The organism is Reyranella sp., assembly GCF_004297405.1.
Lineage (GTDB): Bacteria > Pseudomonadota > Alphaproteobacteria > Reyranellales > Reyranellaceae > Reyranella.
The window spans coordinates 692,944-716,423 of sequence record NZ_SCVC01000006.1; the positions used below are offsets into that span (position 1 = coordinate 692,944).

The 23,480-nt window shown below is 63.4% G+C and carries 23 protein-coding genes; 4 read left to right on the forward strand and 19 right to left on the reverse strand.

Annotated features, from left to right (window positions below):
- Positions 1-8: 8 nt before the first annotated feature.
- Complete coding sequence (locus EPO50_RS05720; protein ID WP_296341840.1) at positions 9-1,133, reverse strand: aromatic ring-hydroxylating dioxygenase subunit alpha; 1,125 nt, start codon at positions 1,131-1,133, stop codon at positions 9-11.
- A 90-nt stretch (positions 1,134-1,223) separates the two neighbouring features.
- Positions 1,224-2,174, reverse strand: coding sequence for a LysR substrate-binding domain-containing protein (locus tag EPO50_RS05725; RefSeq protein ID WP_296341842.1), 951 nt, complete (start codon positions 2,172-2,174; stop codon positions 1,224-1,226).
- 562 nt (positions 2,175-2,736) lie between these two features.
- On the opposite strand from EPO50_RS05725, the gene EPO50_RS05730 reads away from it, so the two are divergent.
- Entirely contained in the window at positions 2,737-3,288 is a 552-nt protein-coding gene (locus EPO50_RS05730) for a hypothetical protein (protein ID WP_296341843.1), read from the forward strand.
- Positions 3,289-3,291: 3 nt separating this feature from the next.
- Here the strand turns inward: EPO50_RS05730 and EPO50_RS05735 are convergent, their stop codons facing one another.
- Positions 3,292-5,100, reverse strand: a complete 1,809-nt coding sequence (locus tag EPO50_RS05735) for an IlvD/Edd family dehydratase (RefSeq protein ID WP_296341844.1) — start codon at positions 5,098-5,100, stop codon at positions 3,292-3,294.
- 112 nt (positions 5,101-5,212) lie between these two features.
- Here EPO50_RS05735 and EPO50_RS05740 point away from each other — a divergent pair, with 112 nt between their 5' ends.
- On the forward strand, positions 5,213-6,142 hold the full coding sequence (locus EPO50_RS05740; RefSeq protein ID WP_296341846.1) for a sugar kinase: 930 nt from the start codon (positions 5,213-5,215) through the stop codon (positions 6,140-6,142).
- On the opposite strand, the gene EPO50_RS05745 is transcribed toward EPO50_RS05740, so the two are convergent.
- The 13 genes from EPO50_RS05745 to EPO50_RS05805 all read right to left on the reverse strand — a co-directional run bounded on the left by EPO50_RS05745 (position 6,096) and on the right by EPO50_RS05805 (position 19,302).
- Positions 6,096-7,094 (reverse strand): sterol desaturase family protein, encoded by a 999-nt coding sequence (locus EPO50_RS05745; RefSeq protein ID WP_296341847.1) that lies wholly within the window; start codon positions 7,092-7,094, stop codon positions 6,096-6,098. The two genes, EPO50_RS05740 and EPO50_RS05745, sit on opposite strands and share 47 nt — an antisense overlap.
- Before the next feature lie 12 nt (positions 7,095-7,106).
- Positions 7,107-8,114 carry a hypothetical protein gene (locus EPO50_RS05750; RefSeq protein WP_296341849.1) on the reverse strand — a complete coding sequence of 336 codons (1,008 nt, stop codon included), beginning with the start codon at positions 8,112-8,114 and terminating at the stop codon, positions 7,107-7,109.
- Between the two features lie 54 nt (positions 8,115-8,168).
- Positions 8,169-8,795 carry a bifunctional 4-hydroxy-2-oxoglutarate aldolase/2-dehydro-3-deoxy-phosphogluconate aldolase gene (gene eda, locus EPO50_RS05755; RefSeq protein ID WP_296341854.1) on the reverse strand — a complete coding sequence of 209 codons (627 nt, stop codon included), beginning with the start codon at positions 8,793-8,795 and terminating at the stop codon, positions 8,169-8,171.
- A gap of 2 nt (positions 8,796-8,797) precedes the next feature.
- Positions 8,798-9,532 carry an SDR family oxidoreductase gene (locus tag EPO50_RS05760; RefSeq protein ID WP_296341856.1) on the reverse strand — a complete coding sequence of 245 codons (735 nt, stop codon included), beginning with the start codon at positions 9,530-9,532 and terminating at the stop codon, positions 8,798-8,800.
- A 26-nt stretch (positions 9,533-9,558) separates the two neighbouring features.
- The gene (locus EPO50_RS05765; RefSeq protein WP_296341858.1) at positions 9,559-10,566 is read right to left on the reverse strand and encodes a TAXI family TRAP transporter solute-binding subunit; all 1,008 of its coding nucleotides are present in this window, start codon (positions 10,564-10,566) and stop codon (positions 9,559-9,561) included.
- A 63-nt stretch (positions 10,567-10,629) separates the two neighbouring features.
- Positions 10,630-11,376, reverse strand: a complete 747-nt coding sequence (locus EPO50_RS05770) for a Sir2 family NAD-dependent protein deacetylase (RefSeq protein ID WP_296341861.1) — start codon at positions 11,374-11,376, stop codon at positions 10,630-10,632.
- 17 nt (positions 11,377-11,393) lie between these two features.
- Positions 11,394-12,434 (reverse strand): hypothetical protein, encoded by a 1,041-nt coding sequence (locus EPO50_RS05775; RefSeq protein ID WP_296341863.1) that lies wholly within the window; start codon positions 12,432-12,434, stop codon positions 11,394-11,396.
- A 7-nt stretch (positions 12,435-12,441) separates the two neighbouring features.
- Positions 12,442-13,272 (reverse strand): ABC transporter ATP-binding protein, encoded by an 831-nt coding sequence (locus EPO50_RS05780; RefSeq protein ID WP_296341865.1) that lies wholly within the window; start codon positions 13,270-13,272, stop codon positions 12,442-12,444.
- An 8-nt stretch (positions 13,273-13,280) separates the two neighbouring features.
- On the reverse strand, positions 13,281-14,531 hold the full coding sequence (locus EPO50_RS05785; protein WP_296341868.1) for an ABC transporter substrate-binding protein: 1,251 nt from the start codon (positions 14,529-14,531) through the stop codon (positions 13,281-13,283).
- Between the two features lie 28 nt (positions 14,532-14,559).
- Positions 14,560-15,627 carry a branched-chain amino acid ABC transporter permease gene (locus EPO50_RS05790; RefSeq protein ID WP_296341870.1) on the reverse strand — a complete coding sequence of 356 codons (1,068 nt, stop codon included), beginning with the start codon at positions 15,625-15,627 and terminating at the stop codon, positions 14,560-14,562.
- Positions 15,628-15,633: 6 nt separating this feature from the next.
- Entirely contained in the window at positions 15,634-16,530 is an 897-nt protein-coding gene (locus EPO50_RS05795; protein WP_296341872.1) for a branched-chain amino acid ABC transporter permease, read from the reverse strand.
- Between the two features lie 10 nt (positions 16,531-16,540).
- Complete coding sequence (locus EPO50_RS05800) at positions 16,541-18,484, reverse strand: AMP-binding protein (protein ID WP_296341874.1); 1,944 nt, start codon at positions 18,482-18,484, stop codon at positions 16,541-16,543.
- A complete protein-coding gene (locus EPO50_RS05805) occupies positions 18,481-19,302 on the reverse strand; it encodes an ABC transporter ATP-binding protein (protein ID WP_296341878.1) in 822 nt (273 codons plus the stop codon). Before EPO50_RS05805 ends, EPO50_RS05800 begins: the two co-directional genes overlap by 4 nt.
- Positions 19,303-19,396: 94 nt before the next feature.
- On the opposite strand from EPO50_RS05805, the gene EPO50_RS05810 reads away from it, so the two are divergent.
- Complete coding sequence (locus EPO50_RS05810; RefSeq protein WP_296341880.1) at positions 19,397-20,251, forward strand: polysaccharide deacetylase; 855 nt, start codon at positions 19,397-19,399, stop codon at positions 20,249-20,251.
- 91 nt (positions 20,252-20,342) lie between these two features.
- Positions 20,343-20,591 carry a PepSY domain-containing protein gene (locus tag EPO50_RS05815; protein WP_296341881.1) on the forward strand — a complete coding sequence of 83 codons (249 nt, stop codon included), beginning with the start codon at positions 20,343-20,345 and terminating at the stop codon, positions 20,589-20,591.
- A gap of 16 nt (positions 20,592-20,607) precedes the next feature.
- Here the strand turns inward: EPO50_RS05815 and EPO50_RS05820 are convergent, their stop codons facing one another.
- Genes EPO50_RS05820 through EPO50_RS05830 form a run of 3 tightly spaced genes read right to left on the reverse strand, consistent with a single transcriptional unit; the run spans position 20,608 to position 23,462 of the window.
- The gene (locus tag EPO50_RS05820; RefSeq protein ID WP_296341884.1) at positions 20,608-21,393 is read right to left on the reverse strand and encodes a hypothetical protein; all 786 of its coding nucleotides are present in this window, start codon (positions 21,391-21,393) and stop codon (positions 20,608-20,610) included.
- Positions 21,390-22,271 carry a phytanoyl-CoA dioxygenase family protein gene (locus tag EPO50_RS05825; protein ID WP_296341885.1) on the reverse strand — a complete coding sequence of 294 codons (882 nt, stop codon included), beginning with the start codon at positions 22,269-22,271 and terminating at the stop codon, positions 21,390-21,392. Before EPO50_RS05825 ends, EPO50_RS05820 begins: the two co-directional genes overlap by 4 nt.
- Before the next feature lie 12 nt (positions 22,272-22,283).
- Entirely contained in the window at positions 22,284-23,462 is a 1,179-nt protein-coding gene (locus EPO50_RS05830) for a CaiB/BaiF CoA-transferase family protein (RefSeq protein ID WP_296341887.1), read from the reverse strand.
- Positions 23,463-23,480: the final 18 nt, after the last annotated feature.

Here is a 23,480-nt window from a genome sequence, read left to right on the forward strand (position 1 = left end):
CCGCGAGGCTACGTTGCAGAGAGCGCCGCCGTCAGCGTCCGATGGAAGTGGACGATGGCGCTCTCGAAGTGGCCGAACGTGAAAGCATCGTTGGCACCACTGGCCAGGCCGCGCTGGATGGCATGGACTACGGCGCGATCTTCCAAAGCGCCCGTGTTTCCGACGAATTCGGCATCGCGCTTGGCCTCGGCGATTGCCGCCGGATCGTCACCGCCACCGTTGGTCAACGTGTAGGTAAACTGCCGCGTGCGATCGACGGCGAGCGGTTCGAGGATCACCACGTTGGTGTGCCGAGACAGTACCGTGATCAGCACGTTGGGAAACAGGTGGTAGACGTAGGTCAGCAGTCCTTCGACCCGGCGCTCCTGAGGCGGCACCTTGGCCAGCTTCTTGATGCGCTGGAACGGATAGGTGACGCGGCTGTTGCGGCCAAACAGGTCGATGACGTTCAGATTGTCGAACCCGTACGGCAGGAAGCTATCCGGATGGGTCGACTTGATGTGATAGCCCTCGATGAAGCTCTCGAGAAAGATCTTCCAGTTCACATCGAAGTCGCGTTCAGCCGTTGCAAACAACCGCTGGTCGGGTTCAATCAGCTTGTCGAGGCCGTCGAGCGGATCGCCCCCCAAGGCTGGCTCGTCCTGAGTTACGAAGACCAGGCCGAAGCGTTCGGTTGCGGTGACCGGCACCAGCGGATGCGCTTCCTTGTCGAAACCGGGAAAGCCGCCTTCGTGCGGGATATGGCGCAGACGCCCTTCGAGATTGTATGTCCAGCCGTGATAGCGGCAAACGAAGGCGCGAGCGCAGCCTGCCCCATCGGCGACCTGCATGCCGCGATGCCGGCAGGCGTTGCGAAAGGCCCGTACCTTGCCATCGACGCCGCGCACCACGACAAGCGGTACGCCTGCTGCTTCGCGGGCAATGTACGATCCGACCTCCGGCAGAGCAGCCGAAGGACAGAAGGGTATTGGTGAACGACGCAGCACCTGGTCCAACTCGGCCTTCATGCGGTCAGCCGATCGATAGTTGGCGACAGGCTCCCGCCAGACGTCGTCGCCGAGATCGGTCGTGCCGTTGGCCATGTGGTCGAGGACGCGCTGCGCTACGGATTGATCATCCATTCCCGGCTTCATGCTGGTGTTCCTTCTGATTCTGTTTGACCGAGCATACGTGAGGTCTGGGACAGGACAAAAGAAAGCAGCAGGCCAACGCATGAATAGGATTCAACTGTCGACGGCCAGCTCGGCGACCAGCCAGCGCTTGAAAACCCGCAACGCGGCGTTGTTGCCTTCTTCAGGCCGGTGCAGCAGCCAATAACCACCTGTTGGATTGGCGAGAGTCACAGGGCGGCAGAGAGTGCCCGCCGCCTCGCGGTCTGCGAACAGCGGCGCCAGGCCAAGCGCCACGCCAGCGCCGCGCTCCGCGAGCTGGAGGGCCGCTTCAAAGCTATCGACCCATACCGCTTGTTTTGCCTTGCCCGATCCCGCCCCGGCTCGACTCAGCCATTGCGGCCATGCGTGCGGAAACGACACGACATGAATCATGGGTGCCCGCACCATGTCGGCCGGACGGCGCAGTTTCAGCCGCCGCACCAGTTCCCGCGTCGCCACGGGAACGGCGTGCAGATCGAGCAGATGCTGGCCGACGAGCCCGGGCCAGGTACCATCGCCTGCTCGGACAGCAGCATCGAACGATTCATTTTCAAGATCGAGCGGCCCGACGGAATTCTCAATGACCAATTCAATGTCGGGGTGGCGTGCCATGAAATCCGCGATGCGCGGCAGCAGCCAGGCCGAAGCGAACAGCGGCGAGACACTCAGTCTAAGCCGGCGACTGGCTTCCACGCCGACAAGTGGTGAAGTTGCCCGGACGAGTTCGCCAAACGCCCGCCCGGTCGCTCTCGCCAGGGCACGTCCCGTCGGTGTTACCTCTACCGCACGATGCGCCCGGACAAACAGCGCCCCGCCCATCGCCTTTTCGAGATTGCGAATGCGATGGCTGATCGCCGACGGCGTGAGATGCAATGCTTCGGCTGCCTCCTTGAAGCTGCCCAACCGGACGGCCGCATCGAATGCCTGCAAGGACAGGAGCAAGGTCGGCTTCAACCGGCTTGCGGCAGGCAGAGGTTGGGCCGCTCGCAGGGAGCGCGGCGCGACTGCGGTGCGGGCGGCCATGATTCGTGAGTGTGGCTCCCGTTCCGCTTACTGTCACGCTGGCCGCGTAGCGCATCGCCGTAGGTGTCCTCCGCGGACACGCCTTTGTAGCCGGCCCTGCCCGCCTGATTGGCCACAGCCACGCCGTGGACATGATCTTGCCCAACCATGGCCTTTTCCAAGAGCGCGAAGCAGATTGGCCTCGCCAACTTCCTGGCCAAGTCGAGGAAGCCACTCGCCGCTGCGTTGCAGCGCGATCTCGGACTCGCCCCTCTACCTCGATGCGGCTTTGCAAAAATGATCGGCTGCCGGAGATCATGATTCCAGAATCAATTCGACCTGTTGCATTCATGCAACAGGTCCAAAACATTGATACCAAAGGCTTTGCTGTCGCGACGTTGCTGAGCATTATAGTTCACGTCCCGTGAGTGCAGTGCGGCAAAGGCCGCGCCTCAATTGAGCCAAAGTGTCGTGGTGTTTAGCAACGTCTCAACAACCAGCCATCGGGTCCCTGCGAGATCCAATCGTGCCGTTCATTAACAAGCCGGTCTCCCAGGTGTTTCACCATTTGCCACGTCGGCGAATGCTGACGATTGGCATTGCCTCAACCGGCATGCTGCTCTCCACCGCACCAACCTTTGCCCAAGCCATCGAGGCTCGCCAGTGGCAGGGCGCGACGGCGATGACTCGCCAGCCCGAGCACGTCGTCGCCAGCACGATCGCCGAATGGCGCAGCCTGTGGAGCCGAGTCGGCTCACCGCCACCGGACATGTTCGAAGCCGGCCGCATGAATGCCGTCGGCATCTTCCTCGGCCGGCGCGCCAGTGAAGGCTATGCCGTCAATGTCCTCTCCACCGCGCGCCGCCGCGACCGTATTGTGGTCGTGTTCGAAGAGCGTATGCCGATGGAACAGATGATGGCTCAGCGGGCGGCACCGCGCCCGGTTTCCAGCGCACCGTCGGCCGCCCCGTCCACACTGCCCTCCGGGGCCGCAGGCTTTGCCGCACCGGGTGCCGCCGCCAGCCTCCCCCCGCCTCCGGTACGCCCGGCGAGCCATCCGACATCGCCCTGGGCGATCGTCCTGATCAACCGATCCGATCTCCCCGTCTCGGTCGAACAGCGCCTCTTCCGCTGACGGTCAGTGGGAGTGCCGCGGCACTCCCTTGGTCTCCGATATCCTCTGATAGTTGACCGCAAAGTCGAGGCAGGCGCCGCTGGCGAGCTGGCCCACGAACTTGCGCTGCAGTTCCTGCCAGGGCGTCTGGCTTTCCTTCACCTTCGGCTTCCAGGCAGACTTGCGCTTGGCGAGCTCCGCATCGCTGATCAGGATGTCGGCGCGGCGCTTGCCGATATCGATGCGAACCTTATCCCCCGTCTCGAGCAGCGCCAGGCCGCCGCCGACAGCCGCCTCCGGTGAGGCGTTGAGGATCGACGGGCTGGCCGAGGTGCCGCTTTGCCGGCCATCGCCGACGCACGGCAGCAGCAGTATGCCGCCCTTCACCAGGCGATCCGGCGGCAGCATGTTCACCACTTCCGCGGCGCCCGGATAGCCGACCGGGCCGGTGTTGCGGATGAACAGGATGCTGTTTTCGTTGATCGGCAACTTCGGATCGTTGATCCGATGGTGATAATCCTCCGGCCCCTCGAACACGATGGCCGTGCCTTCGAAGGCATCCTTGTCGCCTTTGCGCTCGAGGTACTTTTCGCGGAACTCCGCGGAGATCACCGAGGTCTTCATGATCGCGGAGTCGAACAGGTTTCCGCTCAGCACGGCAAAGCCCGCCTGCCCTAGCATCGGCTTGTCATAGGCCTTGATGACTTCTCCGTCGGCCGGAGAGATGCCCTTCAAGTTCTCCTTCATCGTCTTGCCGGTGACGGTGAGCGCATCGCCGTGGATCTTCTTCTTGGCCAGCAGCTCAGCCATCACCGTCGGCACGCCGCCGGCGCGATAGAAAGCCTCGCCAAGATACTTGCCGGCGGGCATGCAGTTCACCAGCAGCGGAATGTCGTAACCGATCTTGTCCCAATCATCGTTCACCAGATCGACACCGGCGTGACGCGCAATCGCGTTGATGTGTGGCGGGCAGTTGGTCGAAGCACCCAACGCGCTGGCTGCGACAATGGCGTTCTCGAATGCCTTGCGCGTCAGGATCTTCGAGGGGCGAAGGTCTTCCCAGACCATGTCGACGATGCGCTTCCCGGTCTCGTAGGCGATCTGGCCGCGCTGCTTGTACGGCCCCGGAATGGCCGCGCAGCCAGTGAGCGACATGCCGAGCGCTTCGGCCATGCTGTTCATGGAAAGCGCCGTGCCCATCGTGTTGCAGTGGCCGACGCTCGGCGCGCTCGACGCCACCATCTCGATGAACTGCTCCATGTCGATGCGGCCGGCCGCCAGTTCCTGCCGGGCATACCAGACCATCGTGCCAGAGCCCGAAAGACCGCCGGCAAAATGGCCGTCGAGCATCGGACCACCGGACAGTACGATCGCCGGAATGTCGACCGTCGCCGCGCCCATGATCATGGCGGGGGTGGTCTTGTCGCAGCCCGTCGTCAGCACGACGCCATCGAAGAAGTAGCCGTAGAGGCTTTCGACCAGGCTGAGATAGGCCAGGTTGCGGTCGAGCGCTGCGGTTGGCCGCTTGCCTGACTCCTGGATCGGATGGACGGGAAATTCGATGGGAATGCCGCCGGAGTCGCGGATGCCGTCCCGGATGCGCCAGGCAAGATCGAGGTGGTGGCGATTGCAGGGTGACAGGTCGCTGCCGGTCTGGGCGATGCCGATGATCGGCTTGCCGCTGCGCAGCTCCGCAAGCGTAAGCCCGAAGTTCATGTACCGTTCGAGGTAGAGCGCGGTCATGGTCGGGTCGCTCTTGGAGTCGAACCACTCGCGGCTGCGCAGCCGGCGCTTGCCGCCCTTCTCGTCGGACTTGTCCTTCTTGTCGGCCATCCGCTTCCTCCAGATTTGTTAACGCGAGCCTGGGAGAAGGCGTTCCCGAAGTCCAGCGCCTGACTGAAGGTCCCCCCTTGAGGTTCGGGCAGGCCCGTGACAAACGTCGGCCATGGCAAACTCTCCTGCGATCGTCAGCCTCGGCGAACCCCTGATCGAGTTCAACCGGCCAAAGGAAGGTGACGGCTGGACCTGGCTGCAAGGCTTTGGTGGCGATTCACAGAACGTGGCGATTGCCGCGGCGCGACAGGGCGCCAGCGCGGGTTATCTCACCAGTGTCGGGCAGGACTGGATGGGCGATGCCTTCCTCGACCTCTGGAAGACCGAAGGCGTCGATGCTTCCAGAGTCACGCGTCACCCCACCGCCCCGACCGGCGTCAGCTTCGTTACGCACAGTGCTACCGGCCACAAGTTCGACTATCTGCGCAAGAACTCGGCCGCCTCGCTGATGACGCCGGAGACACTCGCCGCTGACTACATCGCCGGCGCCAAGTTCTTCCACCTTTCGGCCATCGGTCAGGCGATCAGCGAGAGCGCCCGCCTCACCTGCGCTGCCGCGATTACCGCTGCGCGCAAGGCCGGCGTGAAGGTGTCGTATGACACCAACCTGCGGCTCCGCCTTTGGGAACTCGACCAGGCGCGTCAGGTGATCCACGCCACGATCGCGCAGTGCGACATCGCCCTGCCGAGCCTCGACGATTCCCAGCAGCTCACCGGGCTCACAGCGCGCGAAGCCATCGTCGACTACTATCTCGGGCTTGGCGCTCCGCTCGTTGCCTTGAAGATGGGGGCGGAAGGATCCTTGATCGCAACCAGGGACAAGCGCACGCGCGTGCAGCCGTTCAAGGTCGAGGCCGTGGACGCCACTGGCGCCGGCGATACCTTCGATGGCGCTTTTCTCGCCCGCCTCCTGGCCGGTGATACGCCCGAGATGGCGGCACGATATGCCAACGTCGCGGCAGCCCTCTCGACCCAGGGATATGGCGCGGTGACGCCTATTCCGCGGGCGGACGCAGTCCTGGCGACATTGAAGAGCGCCTGAGCCCCGGCACCAGCGCCCGGACCAAGCGGCCAAGTACGGTCACCTGCTGGGTGATCCAGCCACGGCCGTTGTCGGCATCGACGACCGGATCGTCGACACCGGTTGGCCGGTGCTTGCCGTCGTAGATCGCCGTCCCGAACAGGATGTCCCAGATCGGGAAGACCGGCGCAAAGTTGTGATCCTGGATGTGACGCTCCTCCGGCGTGGAGAGCGCATGGTGCAGGCGGTGGAAACGCGGGCCGACCAGCAGCCGTTCGCCCAGCCGACCGAAGCTCATGTCGACATTGGCATGCGACCAGCTCTCGACGAGGCGGCCGATCATCAGGATCAGGACATACTCGCCGGGCTGTACCCCGACGACCTGCGAAAACAGGACGAGCGCCAGGTTGATCAGCAGATCGTCGACCACGTGGTTGCGGTCGTCGGTCCACACGGTCATGCGCCGCTGGCTGTGATGCAGGCTGTGCAGCGACCACCACCAGGCGAAGCCGTGCTGGGCACGATGCAGCCAGTAGGCGGCAAAGTCGTAGAGAATGAAATAGACGAGGAACGAGGCCAGCGCATTGTCGCCCAGCCACGGCAGGATGCGCTCCAGGCGCGGCGGGGCGAATCCCCAGGTGCGCATCGACAGCTCGATATGCTGCACCAGCGGATAGGTGACGATAAAGATGGCGAGTGGAACGATGCCGAGCTTGTTCAGCACCGTATAGACCTGGTCGACGCGGATCAGGCGGTCGTCTGCACTGGATTTCTCCAGTGGCCAGCGCCGCTCGAAGAAGCGCATGCCGACAGCGATGATCGCGATCTGCACGACACCCAACATGATGAACTCGACGGCGTTATAGCCCGGTTCATACCAGGCCATCAGGCCGAAATGGAAAAGAACCGGGCTGACGAAAGTGTCGAACAGCCATGCCTGGGCGTCGACCCAGAGTTCGGTGAGCTCGCGCATCGGCGCGACCCGCTATTTCCGGTCGGCCGTCGTAGATGCCGCGCGAACCGGCCCCTCCGCCGGTCCAGCCGATCCCTTCAGCATGAACACGCCATGAGGCGACTTGCCGACGGGGATGCTGGCAACGACCTTGAGCTGTTCGATATCGACCACGGCCACCCGACGCAGGAAGCGCTGGGTGACCCAGAGCTCCTTGCCGTCCGGTGTAATATCCATGCAATCGGGCCCGCCCGGAATGCGGACACTGCCAACAACGCGCATGTCACCGGTGGTGTCGATCAACGATACCGAGCCTTCGACGCGATTGCTGAGAAAGTAGTGCTTGCCATCGCCCTTCGGCCAGAAATTGTGCGCCCCCTTGCCGGTCCGGAGACGGCCCGTCACGGCGCCATCCTTCGGATCGACGGAGACGATGCCGTCCTCACCTGTCAGAGCGACCAGAAGACGTTTGTTGTCCGGCAGCATGATGACGCCGGCCGGCGTATTGCCGACAGGCATGTTCCATTTCAGCGACTGGGTCTCGAGATCGAAGGCTGCCAGCCGGCCGCTCTGCTGAAGGGTAACGAATACGGTCTTGGACTCGGCATCGAACGCCAGGTGGCTCGGCAGACCGTCGATGAAGATCCGGCCGGCGAGACGGAAGCCGTCGGCATGGAAGATGTCGACATGGTCGAGCCGGTAGGCGGCGGTAACGAACCACTTGCCGTCCGGGCTGAAACCCAGGTGATAGGGATCGATGATGTCCTTGACGATGCGCTTGCGCTCGCCGGTCTTGATATCGAGCCCCAACAGCTCGTTGGTCGCCGTCGAGCCAATCAGCACTTCCTTGCCGTCCGGCGTCACGATCAGATGGTGCGGCTCACGCCCGACCGGATGACGCGCGATCTCGGTACGTGTGCTGCGGCTCAGAACGCTGTAGGAAGCTTCATCGGAGTTGAGGATGAGCACAGAATCCGCCCGCGCAGCGCCGCCCGCGACTGCAAGTGAAAGCGCGATTGCCGCGAACGACAGTCTGTTCATTGGGGTTGCCCACACTCCTGGATTTTGACTTGAAGCACCTTTCGGGGCTGCGCGCTAGAGTCCTTTGAGCGCGGAAGCCGCGGCGGCCAGTCGCTCGATCCGTCCCCAGTCACCCGTCGAGACAGCGTCCTTGGGTGCCACCCACGAACCGCCGACACAGGCGACGTTCGCAAGCGCGAGATAGGCGGGAGCTGTTTCCGGTCCTATGCCCCCGGTCGGACAGAAGCGCAGACCGGCCAGCGGCGCTGCCGCGGCCCTCAACCAGCCGGTGCCTCCCGCGATATCTGCCGGGAAAAACTTCAGGAGGCTGAACCCCCGGTCGGCCAACGTCATGGCCTCGGAAATCGTCTGCACGCCCGGCAGGAAGGGCAGTCCCGAGGTGCTAACCGCGGCTGCGAGTTCGGTCGTACAACCAGGGCTGACGCCGAAGCGGGCCCCTGCCCGCTGCACCTGCTCTAACTGCCTGGGATTGAGCATAGTCCCTGCGCCGACAATGGCCTCCGGCACTTCACGCGCAATGAGCTCCAGCGCCTGCATGGCCGCCTCGGTGCGCAAGGTGATTTCCAGGACCGGCAGCCCGCCCTTCACCAAGGCCCGCGCCAATGGCACGGCCGTTTCCGGCCGATCGATCGTCAGAACCGGAATGACCGGCGCCCGGGCGGCGATGGCCGCGATATCCATGGTCAGACGCTCCAGCCACCGTCGATCACGTTGACCGTGCCGGTCGTGAAGGAAGCCTCGTCACTGGCAAGGTAGGTCGCCAATGAAGCGATCTCCTCGGCCGAGCCGAAGCGGCCAGTCGGCTGGCGCTGCAGGAAGAACTGCTTGGCGTCAGAGCCTCCGCCCAGCGCCGAGATACGTTCGTCGAGTGACGGCGTCTGGACCGTGCCTGCGCAGATCGCGTTGCAGCGCACCCCCTTGGCGACATAGTCCACGGCGACCGACTTGGTGAGCCCGATGACCGCGGCTTTGGTCGTGCCGTAGATGCAGCGCAGTGCCGCGCCCTTCACCGAGGAGGCCGCCGACGACATGTTGATGATCGAGCCGCCACCCTTGCCCAGCATGCTTGGCAGGAAGGCCTGGATCGTCCAGAACATGCTGCGGACGTTGAGGTCGAAGGCGAACTGCCACTGATCGTCGGTGGCGTCGAGCACTGTGCCGTGGTGGACGAAACCGGCGCAGTTGAACAGCACATCGACGGCCCCGGTCTCGCCGGCCAGCTTGTCGATAGCCGCCTTGTCGAGAACGTCGACCTTGCGCGTGGTCACGCCGTCCGTGCCTTCGAGGGCCCCGAGCTTTACGGCATCGACATCCGTCGCCCAGACCCTGGCCCCTTCGCGGGCGAAAGCACGGGCTGTAGCGGCGCCGATGCCCTGCCCGGCCGCCGTGACGACGCAGGTCTTGCCCTTCAAGCGCATGTGCGTTTCTCCGCTGATCGGTGGCCTTACTTGATCAGGCCTTTTTCCTTGTAGAACTTCTCGGCACCCGGATGCAGCGGGATGCCAATGCCCCGCAGCGCCGTGTCGAGCTTGATCGATTTCCCCTTGGCATGGCCCGAATCGAGCAGCTTGCGGGTGCTGGGATCCCAGAGCGCTGCCGTGACGGCGTAGATCAGTGCATCAGTCTGCTTTGTTGACGTTGTCCAGATCGCATTGACGCTCACGGTCTTCACGCCGGCGACGTTCTTGTAGGCGCCGTCGGGAATATCGTCTGTCCCGAAGAAGCTGTACTTCTTGACCAGCGCGTCGGCCTCCGGCCCGTCGATCGGGACCAGGTCGATACCCGTGGTTGCGGCAAGCTCGGAGATCGCGCCATAGGGCCAACCGCTCACGCTGAAGAAGGCGTCGAGCGCCCCGTCCTTCAGCTTGTCGGCCGCTTGCTGGGTTTTCAGGTATTCGGCCTTGAGGTCCTTCTCCGTCAGCCCGTAGGCCGCAAGGATCAGGCGGGCATCGACCAGCGTGCCCGAGCCCGGCTCGTCGAGCGACAGGCGCTTGCCCTTGAGGTCCTTCACCGACTTGATGCCCGAGGCCTTGCTCGCCACGAGGTGGAAGCTCTCCGGGTAGAGGCTGGCGATGGCCCTCAGTGTGTCGGCCTTGGGGCGCCCCTCGTAGATGCCGGTACCGGTGAAGGCCCAATAGCCGACGTCCGACTGGACGAACCCTGACTGCATGGTGCCGGCAGCGATGGCACCGGCGTTCGCCACGGAACCGTTCGACGCAACCGCTGTCGCCACGAGACCGGGAACGCCGCAGGAGCCGCCATCGGCGCAGGAGCGCGAGCCTGGCGGGTTGGAGATCGCATTCGCGATCAGGCCGCCTATGGGAAAGTAGGTTCCGGCCGTGGCGCCCGTGCCAATGCGGAAAAAGGTGATGTCCTGCGCGCGAACGGGAGCACCACCCAGCGCAACGGTCCCCAGGCCGCCTAACAGCGCGGTCCTGCGATTGATCAGCATTGTCAGGCCTCCATGACAGGCTCGATTAAACAGTGTCCCTCGAAGGCCTGCAACGACGACCGCTCAATTCACGCCGATTGCTCTGCTCAAGGTCGGACCGATCTCGTTATGGATCACGAGATCCGCGTCCTCGTCCTGATCGGTCGGGTCGCGATTGAGAATGACGAAGCGCGCGCCGTTGCGTTTGGCCATTCGGGGAAAGCCGGCCGCCGGATAAACGACCAGCGAACTGCCCAGCACGATCAGCAGGTCACAAGCCAGCGTCTCCTCCTGCGCACGGATCATCGGAACCTCCGGCATCGCCTGGCCGAACGAGATGGTCGCCGTCTTCACGATGCCTTCGCATTTCTCACAGAGCGGCAGCATGCCCTTGTCCAAGAATGCCTTGCGGATTGGGGCAAGCTCATGGCGGTGACCGCAGTCGAGACAGCTTGCATAGGTGGCGTTGCCGTGCAGTTCGATCACCCGGGAATCGGGAACGCCGGAGCGTTGATGCAGGCCATCGACGTTCTGGGTAATGATGGCGCTCATGCGCCCCTGCTCCACCAGCTTTGCCAGCGCGCGATGGCCGGCATTGGGCTCGGCATTGAGCATCGTCTCGTCGGTGGCGAACTTCCGTCGCCAGGATTCACGGCGCATCTCGTCCGACGCCATGAAGTCATCGAAGTAGATCGGCTTGTAGCGCGTCCAGATGCCGCCGGGAGAGCGGAAGTCCGGGATGCCCGACTCGGTCGAAATGCCGGCTCCCGTGAAGGCGACAATCCGCTTGGCCGATCCGACCATCTCGCGCAGGTGTTCCACGTCGTCCATTGGGCCTCCTCGCGGCGTCAGGGTGCCGGCATTGCGGGATTGTGCGCGGCACAGCCAATGTAGGTCCGGCCTTCGCTGCGCACCTCCACAGAATAAGCGAAGAGCGAGCCGGACATCGAATCCACACAACGCCGCTCGTCGATCACGACCGAGATTTCCGGACCTTCAACGCCGGCATATGCGACCGAACCCGCTTGCCGCACCAGTCCACCGTGCGGCACGCGTTGCGGCGAAGTACCGCCCAGCAGGTTGAGCAGCAGGTCACGGGCCGTGATCTCCAGACGCCACGATGGTTCATTACCGGAAGCGATCCATTCGCGCTGATCGAAGCGCTCGCGACAGCCCGCCGTTTCCACAGCGGCGCGGCGAACTTCGAGCGCGCCGACACCCGCTCCCTGCCCGCTCTCCCGTCCACCGTAGAACTCCACGAACATCGGCCGTCCTTCCTGTCCGGCCGTAAGCTCCCGCAAGGTCCGGCCAAGCTCCTGGCCTGGCGTGCGGTCTTCGAGTGCGAGCGGCGCGCCATCGCAGGGCGAGAACTGCAGCTTGCCACCAATGTCGCGGACGAGGCCGCGCAACCGGATCGCCGTGGCGGGCAACGGCGCGCGTGGTGGTTCAGGGGTCACCCGTGGAGCAGGTTTCTGTGCAGGCTGCGGTGCCAGAGCCATGGTCGATGGTGACGACGTTGCCGGTCCTCTCCCCAAGGGCGTCGGCGCCCCGCGGGTCGCCTGAACTGGCAGCGCGTAGAAGAACAGTGGTTTGTCGGCGCTATCCAGCAGACAGACGAACTGGGTTTCGAGCGCAGCCCGGTCGCGATAGGTCAGCCGTCCCCGGAAGGTCAGCGCTGCCGACACGGCCTGGGAGCCTGCCTTGACGCCGATCCTCTCCAGTGTCGGCGGCGGCAACTCCAGGGCGGCGATACGCTCGATCGAGGGATCGAGCGCGCGATACTGGCCTTCGCCGAAACTGACGCATTGTTGCGCAAGACGAGTCTGCGCCGCCGCCGAGAGGGCGAACGCGATGACAGCCGGAGCGAGAAGCGGAACAAGACGAGGCATCAGGCGCCTAGGATAGCCAGCGCTTGCGCCTCTTGTAATGCTTGGTGTCGCGGTAGGATTTCCGCGTGCCGCCTTCGTTCAGGCCCAGGTAGAATTCCTTGATATCGGAATTGTCACGCAGCTTGTCAGCCGGCCCCTCGAGCACGATGCGGCCGTTCTCCATGACATAGCCATGGTCCGCCACGCCGAGCGCCATCGTGGCGTTCTGCTCGACCAGCAGGACGGAAAGCCTCTCCTGCCGCACGAGCTTGTCGACGATTCCGAAGATCTCCTCGACCAGCATCGGCGCCAGGCCAAGCGACGGCTCGTCCAGCAGCACGACCCTGGGTTTACTCATCAGCGCCCGGCCGATCGCCAGCATCTGTTGCTCTCCGCCGGAGAGATAGCCCGACTGCTGATGCCGCCGCTCCCTCAACCGCGGGAAATACGAGTAGACCAGATCGATCCCCTGCTTCACCACCGCGCCTTCCTTCTGGACATGGCCGCCGGCAATCAGGTTCTCCTCGGTGGTCAAATGTTCGAATACACGCCGTCCCTCGAACACCTGGACGAGGCCGAGCCGCGTGACATCGTGCGCGCGCATCCCGTCGATGCGGCGCTCGCCGAGCTGGATCGTGCCTTTGGTGACCTCGCCGCGCTCGCCGTTCAGCACGCCCGAGATCGCTTTCAGGGTCGTCGTCTTGCCGGCGCCGTTGGCGCCCAGCAGGGTGGTGATAGCGCCTTCGCGCACGTCGATCGACACGCCCTTGAGGACGAGGATGACGCGATCGTAGACGACTTCGATATTGTTGATGGCCAGCATGGCGTGTCGGGCGGCGATTGCTCGCCGCCCGTCCATCGGTTCGGTTAGGACTTCTTTGCTTCGGCGTCGAGATGCTTCTGGATCACCGAGCGATAGCCCTGGAACCAGTCCTTGGTTTTCGAGAGCTTGCCGCCCTTCACCGTCCAGATCTGGACCCAGCCGCCGCCTTCATGATCGGCCGGCGTGATTTCCATCGGGGGCACGAGGCCGCCCAGGGTGAAGCCCTTGATCGACTCCATGCCCTTCTTGACCTCTTCGGAGGTCGGCGCTGCACCGTTCTTGGCCTTGATGGCATTGCGTACGGCCTCGACATGCAGCGCCGCGATCAGGACGCCGCGGTTGTAGTAAACGGTCGAGTCCATCTCCTTGGGCGAGGTCTTGCCCTGCGCCTTGTACATGGCCTCGATGTCCTTCAGGACCGGGAAGTCCTTGCCGACACCTGCGAACTGGATGGTGTTGTAGCCTTCGGCCACGCCCATGCCGCCCGCGGCGATGATGTCGGCTTCTGCACTGCCCCACACGAAGGCCACCACCTTGCTGAGTGGGAAGCCTTTGCCCTTCAGCTCCTTGATCGAGACCGACGGTGCGCGGCCGAACAGATGGGTGATCACGAAGTCAGGCTTGAACCGTCCCGTGATGTCGAGGATCTGGGCGCCCATCTCGACGCCTGGCGCGGGGACCGCAAAGGTCCTCATTTCGAAGCCTTCCGTCTTGGCGAGGTCCTCGAGGATCGGTAGCGCCTCCTTGCCGGCGGGATTATCGTAGAACAGGTAGGCGATCTTCTTGCCCTTGAGGTTGCCGCCCAGCCGTTCCTTGGCGAAGGCGACGGCCGCTCCCGCCTGCGACCAGTAGCTGGCGGCGATCGGGAAGGTATAGGGGAAGCGCTTGCCGTCAGCCGCTGAAGCGGTCCCGAAGCCCGGCGAGGTGCCGAGGATCTTGTCTTCCTCGAGCTTCTTGTTCAGCGCCGCTGTTTGCGGTGTCCCGTACAGGCCTTCGAGAACCGCCCCTTCCTTCTTGAAGCGCTCATGCGCCTCCATGGCAGGCGGCACCTTGTATTCGTTGTCGATCTCCAGGACCTTGATCTTGAAACCCTCGACACCGCCCTTGCTATTCACCAGCCCAATATAGTCGTGATAGCCGGGACACAGATAGACGCCGACTGTCGCCGTCGGCCCGGTGCGATCGCACTGGAGGCCGAACACGAGTTCCTTCTGCGCAAAGGCTTGTCCTCCGCCGAACACAAGGGTTGCGGTGGTCGCCGCGACCCCAAGCCAACTCCTTACGAACCTCGTCATGGGTTCCTCCCTTCGCTAGTACGCCCCTCTAGTACGAGAAGGGCCAGACCCGGAAATAACTCCGGATATTGCGCCAAAGCCTGTTGAGCCCTTCCGGCTCGACGATGAGAAAGAAGATGATCAGCCCGCCGAACACGCCCAACCGAAGCCCGGAAATGACATTGGCCATTTCTGCCGTGGTGAAGAACAGTGAGCCCACATCCTCCATGAAGATGCGGATCACGATGGGCAGCAGGGTGACGAATACGGCGCCCAGGATCGAACCCAGCACCGAACCCAGGCCGCCGATGATGATCATGGCCAGGTAGTCGATCGAGACGATGAGCTGAAACTGCTCGTAGTTGGCGATGCCGAAATAGTAGGTGTAGAGCACGCCGCAGACGCCGGCATAGAAGGACGAGATCGCGAAGGCGAGCAGCTTGTAGCGGTAGATGTTGATGCCGATGATCTCGGCCGCGATGTCCTGGTCACGCACGGCGACAAACGCCCGGCCAATGCGGCTGCGCGCCAGGTTCAGGGTCGCCACGATCGCCAGCACGGCAAAGAACAGCAGGAAGAAGTAGAGACTTCCCTGCGTGTTGAAGCTGAAGCCAAACAGGCTCGGCCGGTCGACCTCGATGGACGCCTGGGCGCCGCCCGAAATCGCGGGGACGCGATTGATCGTCCATTCGATGATGAGCTGGCCTGCCAAGGTGGCGATGGCGAGATAGAGGCCCTTGATGCGCAGGCTGGGCATGCCGACGAGCACACCAATCGCTGCCGCCATGAGCCCGCCGGCCGGCAAAGTGATCCAGAACGGCAGGCCGAGCTTCACGGCGAGATTGGCCGCCGTATAGGCGCCGACCGACATGAAGGCGGCATGGCCTATCGAGATCTGGCCCGTGTAGCCTACAAGAATGTTGAGCCCGAGCGCACCGACAATGGCGATAAAGATCAGGTTGAGGATCGACAGGTAGTATTCGTGAACGGTGAGCGGGATGATCACGATGAAGATCAGCGCCAGCGCCGCCACCGTCCACTTGGCGACCGGCAGCGGATAGAGCGCCGCATCGGCGGCGTAGGTGGTTTTGAAGATCCCGGATTCGCGATGGAACATGGACGCCTACACGCGCTCGATCTTGCGTTTGCCGAAGATGCCGTAGGGCCTGATCATGAGGACCAGGATCATCAGCACATAAGGCGCGAAGTCCTTGGTGCCGCCGCCGACATAAGGGTCGAGGTAACCCGCCGCCAGGCTCTCGACGATGCCGATGATCAGTCCGCCGACCAGTGCCCCGCCGATCGAATCGAGCCCGCCCAGGATCACCACCGGGAACACCTTCAGGCCAACCAGTGCGAGATGGACGTCGACGCCCAGCATGCTGCCCCACACCACGCCGCCCAATGCCGACACCACGCCCGCCATTGCCCAGGCGAGCGCGAAGTAGCGCTCGACGTTGATACCCATGGCTTGGGCGACCTGCTGATTGTCGGCGACAGCGCGCATGGCCACGCCCATGCGGCTCTTCTTGAAGAACCAGTTGAAGGCCAGGAAGAGCAGGATCGCGACCACTGCGCCCAGGACCTGGATTGGCGGCAGGCTGGCGGGACCCAGCACGATCGGTTCGTCGCCGATCGGCAACGACACCGCTCTGGTTTCACTTCCGAAGATCACCGGCCCCAGGCCACGTAACATGGCAGCCAGGCCGATCGTCGCCATGATCACCGCCACGACAGGACGGCCAAGCAACGGCCGCAACACGACGCGTTCCAGGCCGAAGCCAAAACCGATCATGACGGCCACGACGATGACGATAGCGGCGATGAGGGGAGCGCCCTCGAAGCCCAGCACGACGGCCACGATCAGGCCGGCCAGCATCACGAATTCGCCCTGGGCGAAGTTGATAGCGTCGGTCGCCTTGTAGACCAGCACGAATCCCAAGGCGATGAGGGAGTACATCAGTCCGATCGATGCACCGTTCAGGACCAGGGCGAGAGCGAATTCGAGATCTTCGGACATCCCTGCTCCCTCAAGCCGCCGCCCGTTGTGCAGGCCGGATAGCGCCCGCGTCATGGATGGCAATGGTCGAATCGAGGGTCGACCGGCGGCCGTCCTCGAAAGTGATCTCCACGGTCACGTCGACTTCGCTCTTGCCGCCATAGAAGGCGTCGATGACGTTGGCATACTTCTCGGCGACGAAACGGCGTCTGACCTTGCGCGTCCGCGTCATCTCCGCATCGTCCGCATCGAGCTCCTTGTTGAGCAGCAGGTAGCGCTTGACCTGCTGCATATCGGGCAAGGTCGCGTTGGCCTTGGTGATCTCTTCGCCGATAAGGGTTGCGACTTCCGGTTTCCGGCTGAGGTCCATGAAGCTCGTGTAGGCAAGCCCGCGCTTCTCCGCCCAGGTTCCCACCGTCTGCATGTCGATGGCGATCATCGCCGCCACGCACGGCCGCTGGTTGCCGAAGGCCACGGCCTCGCGAATGAAGGGGCTGAACTTCAGCTTGTTCTCGATGAACTGCGGCGCGAAGGCCGAGCCATCGTTCAGTTTTCCGACATCCTTGGCGCGATCGATGATGACCAGATGGCCCTGCTTGTCGAAGAAACCAGCATCGCCGGTCTTGAGCCAGCCGTCGGACGTCATCGTCTCGCGCGTGATGTCGTCCTGCTTGAAGTAGCCCCGGAAGACGTTCGGCCCCTTCAGCATGACCTCGCCACGGTCGTCGATCTTGACCTCGATGCGCGGGATCGGCCGACCGACGGTGTTGGGGTTGGCCTCGTCGTCGGACTGGCAGGAGATCATCGCCGACGCCTCGGTGGCGCCGTAGACCTGCTTCAGGTTGATGCCGAACGACCGGAAGAAACGATAGGTGTCCGGACCGAGCGGCGCGCCGCCGGTGTAACACCAGCGCGCATTGCGCAACCCGAGCTGGTCGCGCACCGGCCCGTAAACCATGATCTCGCCGACCGCCAGGCCCAGCCGATCCGTGATCGACAGGGGTTTGCCGTCAGAGCGCTTCAGCTCGCAGCGCTCGGCCAGGCCACGAAACAACTCGTAGACACGCCGCTTGAGCGGTGTGGCATCACCTGCCTTGACCTGCATCAGGGTGAGCATGTTCTCCCAGATGCGTGGCGGTGCCAGCATCGTGTCGGGACCGAGTTCGCGCAGGTCGCGCTGCACGGTCTCGGGATTCTCCGGGCAATTGGCGATCAAACGCGCCATCAAAGCCATGCCCAACGTGAAGGCCGCATCGCCGACCCAGGCCATCGGCAGGTACGAAAGCCAGTTGTCGCCCTGCTTGACGTCGTTCACTTCGACGAAGGACTCGGCCGTAGCGATCATGTTGCGGTGACTGAGCATCACGCCTTTGGGATTGCCGGTCGTGCCCGACGTGTAGGCAATCATCGCCGTGTCATCGGCGCTCCCCTTGGCGAGCTCCACTTCATAGAAGCGCGGGTTGGCTTGGCCGAAAGAGCGCCCCTCCTCCAGCACACTTTCGAACGAACGGAGGATCGGGTCATCGTAGAAGGCAAGTCCACGCGGATCGTCGAATACGATCCAGCGCAGCCGGGGCAGCTTGTCCTTGAGCGACAGCGCCTTGTCGACCTGCTCCTGATCCTCGGCGACAATGACCGACGTCTCGGCGTGGTTCAAAACATAGACGAGTTCCGAGGCGATCGAATCCTGGTAGACGGGCACGGAAACGCCGCCCAGCACCTGTGCCGCGAGTTGCGCGAAGTAGAGTTGCGGGCGGTTGTCGCCAACGACCGAGAGCTTGTCGCCGCGCTGGAAGCCCATTGCCGCCAGGCCGAGGGCGAAATCGCGGACATTGTCGCGATATGCCGCCCAGTCATAAGTTTGCCAGACGCCGCGCGTCTTCTCGCGAATGCCTGGTCCTTTGGGATCCTCCACTGCATTGCGTTGCAGCAGTTTGGGCAACGTCGAGGTTTCTGCAGCGTCGGCTATGCTCACAACCGTCCTCCGCTCTTGCCAGTCCCGAGATAGGCTTCGATCACCTTGGGGTCGCGCTGCACCTCCTCCGGTGTGCCGGCGGCAATGCGCCGGCCACGATCTAGCACCACGACGCGATCAGAGATGTCCATGACGACGCCCATGTCGTGCTCGATCAGGACGACGGTGACACCGCGTTCCTGATTCACATCGAGGACATAGCGCGCCATGTCCTCCTTCTCGTCCTGGTTCATGCCACCCATGGGCTCGTCGAGCAGCAGCACCTTGGGCTCGAGCGCCAGCGCTCGGCCGAGTTCGACCCGTTTGCGCAGCCCGTAGGCCAGAGCCGCCGTGGGCTGCTTGCGCAAATCCTGGAGCTTCAGGAACTCGATGATTTCCTCGATCGCTTCGCGGTGGGCAATGTCTTCCTTCTGCGCCATGCCCCAGTAGATGACGCTCGACAGCACGCCGGCCTTCATCCGCACGTGCCGGCCCAGCATCAGATTGTCGAGGACGGTGAGGCCGCTGAAGAGCGCAATGTTCTGGAAAGTGCGCGCGATGCCCAACGCTGCGATATCGCTGGGCTTCTTCTGCGTGATGTCTTGGCCCTCCAGGACGACGCGGCCGGTATCGGGTTTGTAGAAACCCGAGATCATGTTCAGGAGCGAGGTCTTGCCGGCGCCGTTAGGGCCGATAATGGAGAGGATGCCGCCGCGGGGTACTTCGAGGGAAACGTCTTGCACGGCGGTGACGCCGCCGAACCGTTTCGACACGCCTTCGACCACGAGCTGATAGTCGCCCTCACGCGCAGGTATGCGCTGGGCGGACGCCCCCATCATGAACCCTCCCTAAACTCTACCCTCTTGTTCGCTTATAGTTACCGGCATCATGCAGGTTCCGCGGAGCGGACGCAACATGCCGGGAGTTCGGTCCATGCCACGCCACATCGTTTGTCTTACTTTCGACCACGATCACGTCTCCGGCCTGATCGCACGCGGCATGACCTCCCCGACGGCAATCTCACGTGGCGAGTACGATATCGTCGTGATCCCGCGCCTGGTCGCCTTGATGAATCGCTACGGCATCAAGGCAACGTTCTTCACCCCGGGACACACGATCGACAGCACGCCTGCGGCCGTCACCCCCTATGTCGAGGCGGGGCACGAACTTGCCCATCACGGCTGGACTCATCGCCTGCCGGTCACTCTTTCCCGCGACGAGGAGGAAGAGGAAATCGTCCGCGGCAACGAATCGATCAAGCGCATCAGTGGGCGGCCGGCGCGCGGCTATCGCTCCCCCGCCTGGGATCTCTCCCCTCATTCGATCGATCTGCTGCTGAAGCACGGCATCCAGTACGACAGCTCCTTGATGGGCAACGACTACGATTGCTACTTCGCCCGCCAGGGCGACGTTGCCGAGCTGATGAAGCCCTTGGTGCGTGGCCGCGAAACCGCACTGATCGAGATGCCGATCAGCTGGTCGCTCGACGACTATCCCGTCTTCGAATACATGCGCCTGCCTAACGGCTCGGTTCAGCAGGGCCTGATGAATGCGACGAGCGTGCTGGAAAACTTCGTCGACGATTTCACCTATATGACTCGGGTCTGCGATTACGGAATCCTGACCTACACCTTCCACCCGCATGTCATTGGCCGCGGCCATCGCATGATGATGCTAGAGCGGCTGATCCAGCGCCTGATCGAGGGCGGCGCAGTGTTCATGACCATGGAAGAGGCCATGCAGGATTGGCTGGCGCGTCGCCAGGGCGTTGCCAAGGCAGCGGAGTAACGGTTTACATTTGCCGGAATACGCGCCGTCACAGAACTGCAACCATTTCCTTCAGGATTCATTAGATTTGAACCAGCACTACGGAGGCCTTATGCGCACAACCATCCTCGCCTTGGGAATTCTCGGCGTTCTCATCACCCCAGCCTTTGCAGGCAGACCCGTGACGGATGAGGAGCGCACAAAGCTGGTCGAGGCCTTGAAGGCGCAGGGCTGCACTGGCGGCAAGATGGAGTTCGACAGCAACAAATTCGAAGTCGATGACGCGACTTGCGCCGATGGCAAGAAGTACGACCTCGACTTCGATCAGGCCTTCGCCCTTCTCAAGAAGAAGGCCGATTAGGCTCCCAACAGAGCCTTCAGGTTGCGCGTGCTTTGCGAATCGACCGGCAGATCGTGACCATCTTGCCGATGGCGTGATCGACGAAGGCCTGCACGCTCTTCTCGATTTCTGCAGCGAGGCGAGGCTTCTCCGCTGAAATCACTCGCGCCAGGACCGAGGCCTTCTCGCGGGCGGTGGAAAGATTCGCGGCAATGGCCCGGTCGAGCGAGCCGTCGGCCTGCGCAGGTACCAGTACAGCCTCGATCCGCTCCAGAAAGAATGGCGCATGAGCCAGATGCCGGTACATGCTGGCGAGGATCAGTGGCTGCGGGCGATCCCCGAACCTGTTCAAACGCAGCACGCGTTGCCAAGTCCCGGGGGCAACATCATCCTGTGACGCGAGTTTGGGCAATGTGACGTCAGGAGCTGGCAGCCGTGGCCCCTGCTCCGGCACCCCCGACGCGGCCGCTTCGCCGCGCAGCCAAGCCGTGAGCGCTCCCAGCGCAAAGAGATTGATGGTGTTGGAATGGTCGTAGCTCGCCAGCACCGCATCGACGCTGGCAGGCTCGTTGCCCGCGAGCGAGCCCAAGGGGGCAAGCAGCATCCCTTCCCTGAAGCGAACTGCCGCCGTGTCGGCCATGCCCTGAAGGTAAAGTGGCTTCACCGCCGCCCAGGCCCAAGGCAGAGCGCCGTCCATGGCCGCAAGATGGCGCCACACGAGATTGACGACCCGGACGCCGACAGTGGCGCGGATATCGGCAAAGAGGTCGGCGACTTCGCCTGTCGCTGTCGCTTCGGCAACGGCCGGAAACGGATCGGTCACTCGGCCGCCTGCTTGGAGTCCTGGCCCAGCACCGTGAAGAACGAGGCGGTCTTCGGTTGCTTGGGCAGCTCGATGAGCCCTTCCTTCAGGCGAGCGAAGCGCGCTTCCTTGCCGCGCACGATGCGGCCCTCGTTCAGGCTCGGCATCGGGTTGCGTGCGATCGGCACGGCATCGGCCGCCGTGTAGACGCAGATGTAGAGGCCGCGCGACTTGTCCGCCCCATTGGCTGCCGAACCGTGCAGCAGCCGTGTGTGCATCAGGCAGACCGCCCCCGCCTTGCCGAGACATGGCAGCGATTGCGCCAGGGCCTTCTTCTCCTCGTCCGCAGCGACGGCGCCGGTGAAGCGCTCGCCCTCGAACAACGACAGCATCGGCCCCTTATGCGAACCCGGTACGACGGTGAGGCAACCATTGTTCTCGTCGACATCGTCGAGGAACAGCAGCGCCGTCACGATGTCGTCGTTGGTGTGCGGCGTGTAGGCGAAGTCCTGGTGGTAGTTCACCTCGGTCTTGGCGCCCGAAAGCTTCAGGTTGATCTTGCAGTGGTGGAACTTGACGTCCGGCCCGATCAGGTCGGCTACCATGTCGACCATGCGCGCGTCGAGCATGACCTCACGATAGGCATCGGAAATATCCGAGGGATTGTTGATGCGCCGCAACGCCGGTTTCTCGGCGCTGTGTTCGGCACCCATGTCGAAACGCGGCCGGCCATCCACTGTCGGGGGGCCGAACGGCGCGGCATGCGCCCGGCTCTGCTCCACCCAGCCCGCGATTTCGCCCTTGAGGGCGGCGAGCTGGGCCGGTGTTACGGCCTCCTCGACCATGAGGTAGCCGTCACGCCAGAACGCATCTCTTTGTTCCTGTGTCAGCACCGTCATGGTCGCCTCCTTCTAGACAACGCCGCGTTTGCGGAAATCGGCAATGGCCGCAGCGTCGTAGCCGAATTCCTTCAGAATCGCGTCGGTATGCTCACCCTGCTCCGGCGTCGCCGTCTTCATCTCGAACGGTGTCCGGCTCATGTTGATCGCCTGGCCGATCAGCTCGATGTCGCCGAGCTTCGGGGATTTCACGGGATGCGCCATCTTCAGATGCTTGACCTGCGGATCGGCGAACATCTCGTCCATCTTGTAGATCGGACCTGCCGGCACGCCGGCCTTGTTCAGCTTCTCGACCAGTTCGGCGCTGCCGTAAGCCGCGACGCGCTTGTCGATCTCCGCATTCAGCGCATCACGATTCTTGGCGCGAGCCTTGTCCGAGTTGAACCGTTCGTCGGTCATCAGCTCCGGCGCGGCGATGCACTCGCAGAAGCGCTTGTAGATGTGGCCGCCAGACGCCGCGATGTTGATGTAGCCGTCCTTGGTCTTGAAGACGCCGGTCGGGATCGAGGTCGGGTGGTTGTTGCCGGCCTGGCCCGGCACGTCCTTGGCGATGGTCCAGCGGGCAGCCTGGAAGTCACACATCGAGATCATCGCCTGGAGCAGCGACGTCGAGATCCACTGGCCCTGGCCCGAGGTCTCACGTTCCAGCAGCGCAATCAGGATGCCGATGGCGCAGTGCAGGCCCGCGCCCACGTCGGCCACGGCAATACCGGCGCGCACCGGACCTTGCTCCGGCATACCGGTGACCCACATCAGGCCACCCATGCCCTGGGCGATCTGGTCGAAGCCGGCACGCTCCGCATAGGGGCCGTCCTGGCCGAAGCCCGAGATCGACCCCAGGATGATCCGCGGGTTCACCTTCTTCAGGCTCTCATGGTCGATGCCCAGGCGGAACTTCACGTCGGCGCGGTAGTTCTCGACCACGACGTCGGCCTTCTCGACCATCTTCATGAAGATGGCGCGGCCGTCCGGTTCCTTGAGGTTGAGGGTCACCGACCGCTTGTTGCGGTGCAGGTTCTGGAAGTCGGGTCCGTGGCGCGGCCCGCCCATATCCATCTCGCCGGCCGACGGCGGCATCTCGACCTTGATGCAGTTGGCACCCCAGTCGGCGAGGTAGCGCACAGCGGTCGGACCGGCGCGCACGCGCGTCAGGTCGAGGACGGTAAAGCGGGAAAGCGGTCCAGCGGTCATGCTCTCACTCTACATTAA

What these genes read in the sequence shown, in the direction of transcription:
- EPO50_RS05830 (WP_296341887.1), bottom strand. Translation starts at nt 23,462, where the DNA reads ATGACCGCTGGACCGCTTTCCCGCTTTACCGTCCTCGACCTGACGCGC.
- EPO50_RS05775 (WP_296341863.1), bottom strand. Translation starts at nt 12,434, where the DNA reads ATGCCTCGTCTTGTTCCGCTTCTCGCTCCGGCTGTCATCGCGTTCGCC.
- EPO50_RS05725 (WP_296341842.1), bottom strand. Translation starts at nt 2,174, where the DNA reads ATGGCCGCCCGCACCGCAGTCGCGCCGCGCTCCCTGCGAGCGGCCCAA.
- EPO50_RS05765 (WP_296341858.1), bottom strand. Translation starts at nt 10,566, where the DNA reads ATGCTGATCAATCGCAGGACCGCGCTGTTAGGCGGCCTGGGGACCGTT.
- EPO50_RS05740 (WP_296341846.1), top strand. Translation starts at nt 5,213, where the DNA reads ATGGCAAACTCTCCTGCGATCGTCAGCCTCGGCGAACCCCTGATCGAG.
- EPO50_RS05720 (WP_296341840.1), bottom strand. Translation starts at nt 1,133, where the DNA reads ATGAAGCCGGGAATGGATGATCAATCCGTAGCGCAGCGCGTCCTCGAC.
- EPO50_RS05770 (WP_296341861.1), bottom strand. Translation starts at nt 11,376, where the DNA reads ATGGACGACGTGGAACACCTGCGCGAGATGGTCGGATCGGCCAAGCGG.
- eda (WP_296341854.1), bottom strand. Translation starts at nt 8,795, where the DNA reads ATGGATATCGCGGCCATCGCCGCCCGGGCGCCGGTCATTCCGGTTCTG.
- EPO50_RS05805 (WP_296341878.1), bottom strand. Translation starts at nt 19,302, where the DNA reads ATGATGGGGGCGTCCGCCCAGCGCATACCTGCGCGTGAGGGCGACTAT.
- EPO50_RS05760 (WP_296341856.1), bottom strand. Translation starts at nt 9,532, where the DNA reads ATGCGCTTGAAGGGCAAGACCTGCGTCGTCACGGCGGCCGGGCAGGGC.
- EPO50_RS05780 (WP_296341865.1), bottom strand. Translation starts at nt 13,272, where the DNA reads ATGGACGGGCGGCGAGCAATCGCCGCCCGACACGCCATGCTGGCCATC.
- EPO50_RS05730 (WP_296341843.1), top strand. Translation starts at nt 2,737, where the DNA reads ATGCTGACGATTGGCATTGCCTCAACCGGCATGCTGCTCTCCACCGCA.
- EPO50_RS05735 (WP_296341844.1), bottom strand. Translation starts at nt 5,100, where the DNA reads ATGGCCGACAAGAAGGACAAGTCCGACGAGAAGGGCGGCAAGCGCCGG.
- EPO50_RS05825 (WP_296341885.1), bottom strand. Translation starts at nt 22,271, where the DNA reads ATGACGGTGCTGACACAGGAACAAAGAGATGCGTTCTGGCGTGACGGC.
- EPO50_RS05815 (WP_296341881.1), top strand. Translation starts at nt 20,343, where the DNA reads ATGCGCACAACCATCCTCGCCTTGGGAATTCTCGGCGTTCTCATCACC.
- EPO50_RS05750 (WP_296341849.1), bottom strand. Translation starts at nt 8,114, where the DNA reads ATGAACAGACTGTCGTTCGCGGCAATCGCGCTTTCACTTGCAGTCGCG.
- EPO50_RS05810 (WP_296341880.1), top strand. Translation starts at nt 19,397, where the DNA reads ATGCCACGCCACATCGTTTGTCTTACTTTCGACCACGATCACGTCTCC.
- EPO50_RS05785 (WP_296341868.1), bottom strand. Translation starts at nt 14,531, where the DNA reads ATGACGAGGTTCGTAAGGAGTTGGCTTGGGGTCGCGGCGACCACCGCA.
- EPO50_RS05795 (WP_296341872.1), bottom strand. Translation starts at nt 16,530, where the DNA reads ATGTCCGAAGATCTCGAATTCGCTCTCGCCCTGGTCCTGAACGGTGCA.
- EPO50_RS05790 (WP_296341870.1), bottom strand. Translation starts at nt 15,627, where the DNA reads ATGTTCCATCGCGAATCCGGGATCTTCAAAACCACCTACGCCGCCGAT.
- EPO50_RS05745 (WP_296341847.1), bottom strand. Translation starts at nt 7,094, where the DNA reads ATGCGCGAGCTCACCGAACTCTGGGTCGACGCCCAGGCATGGCTGTTC.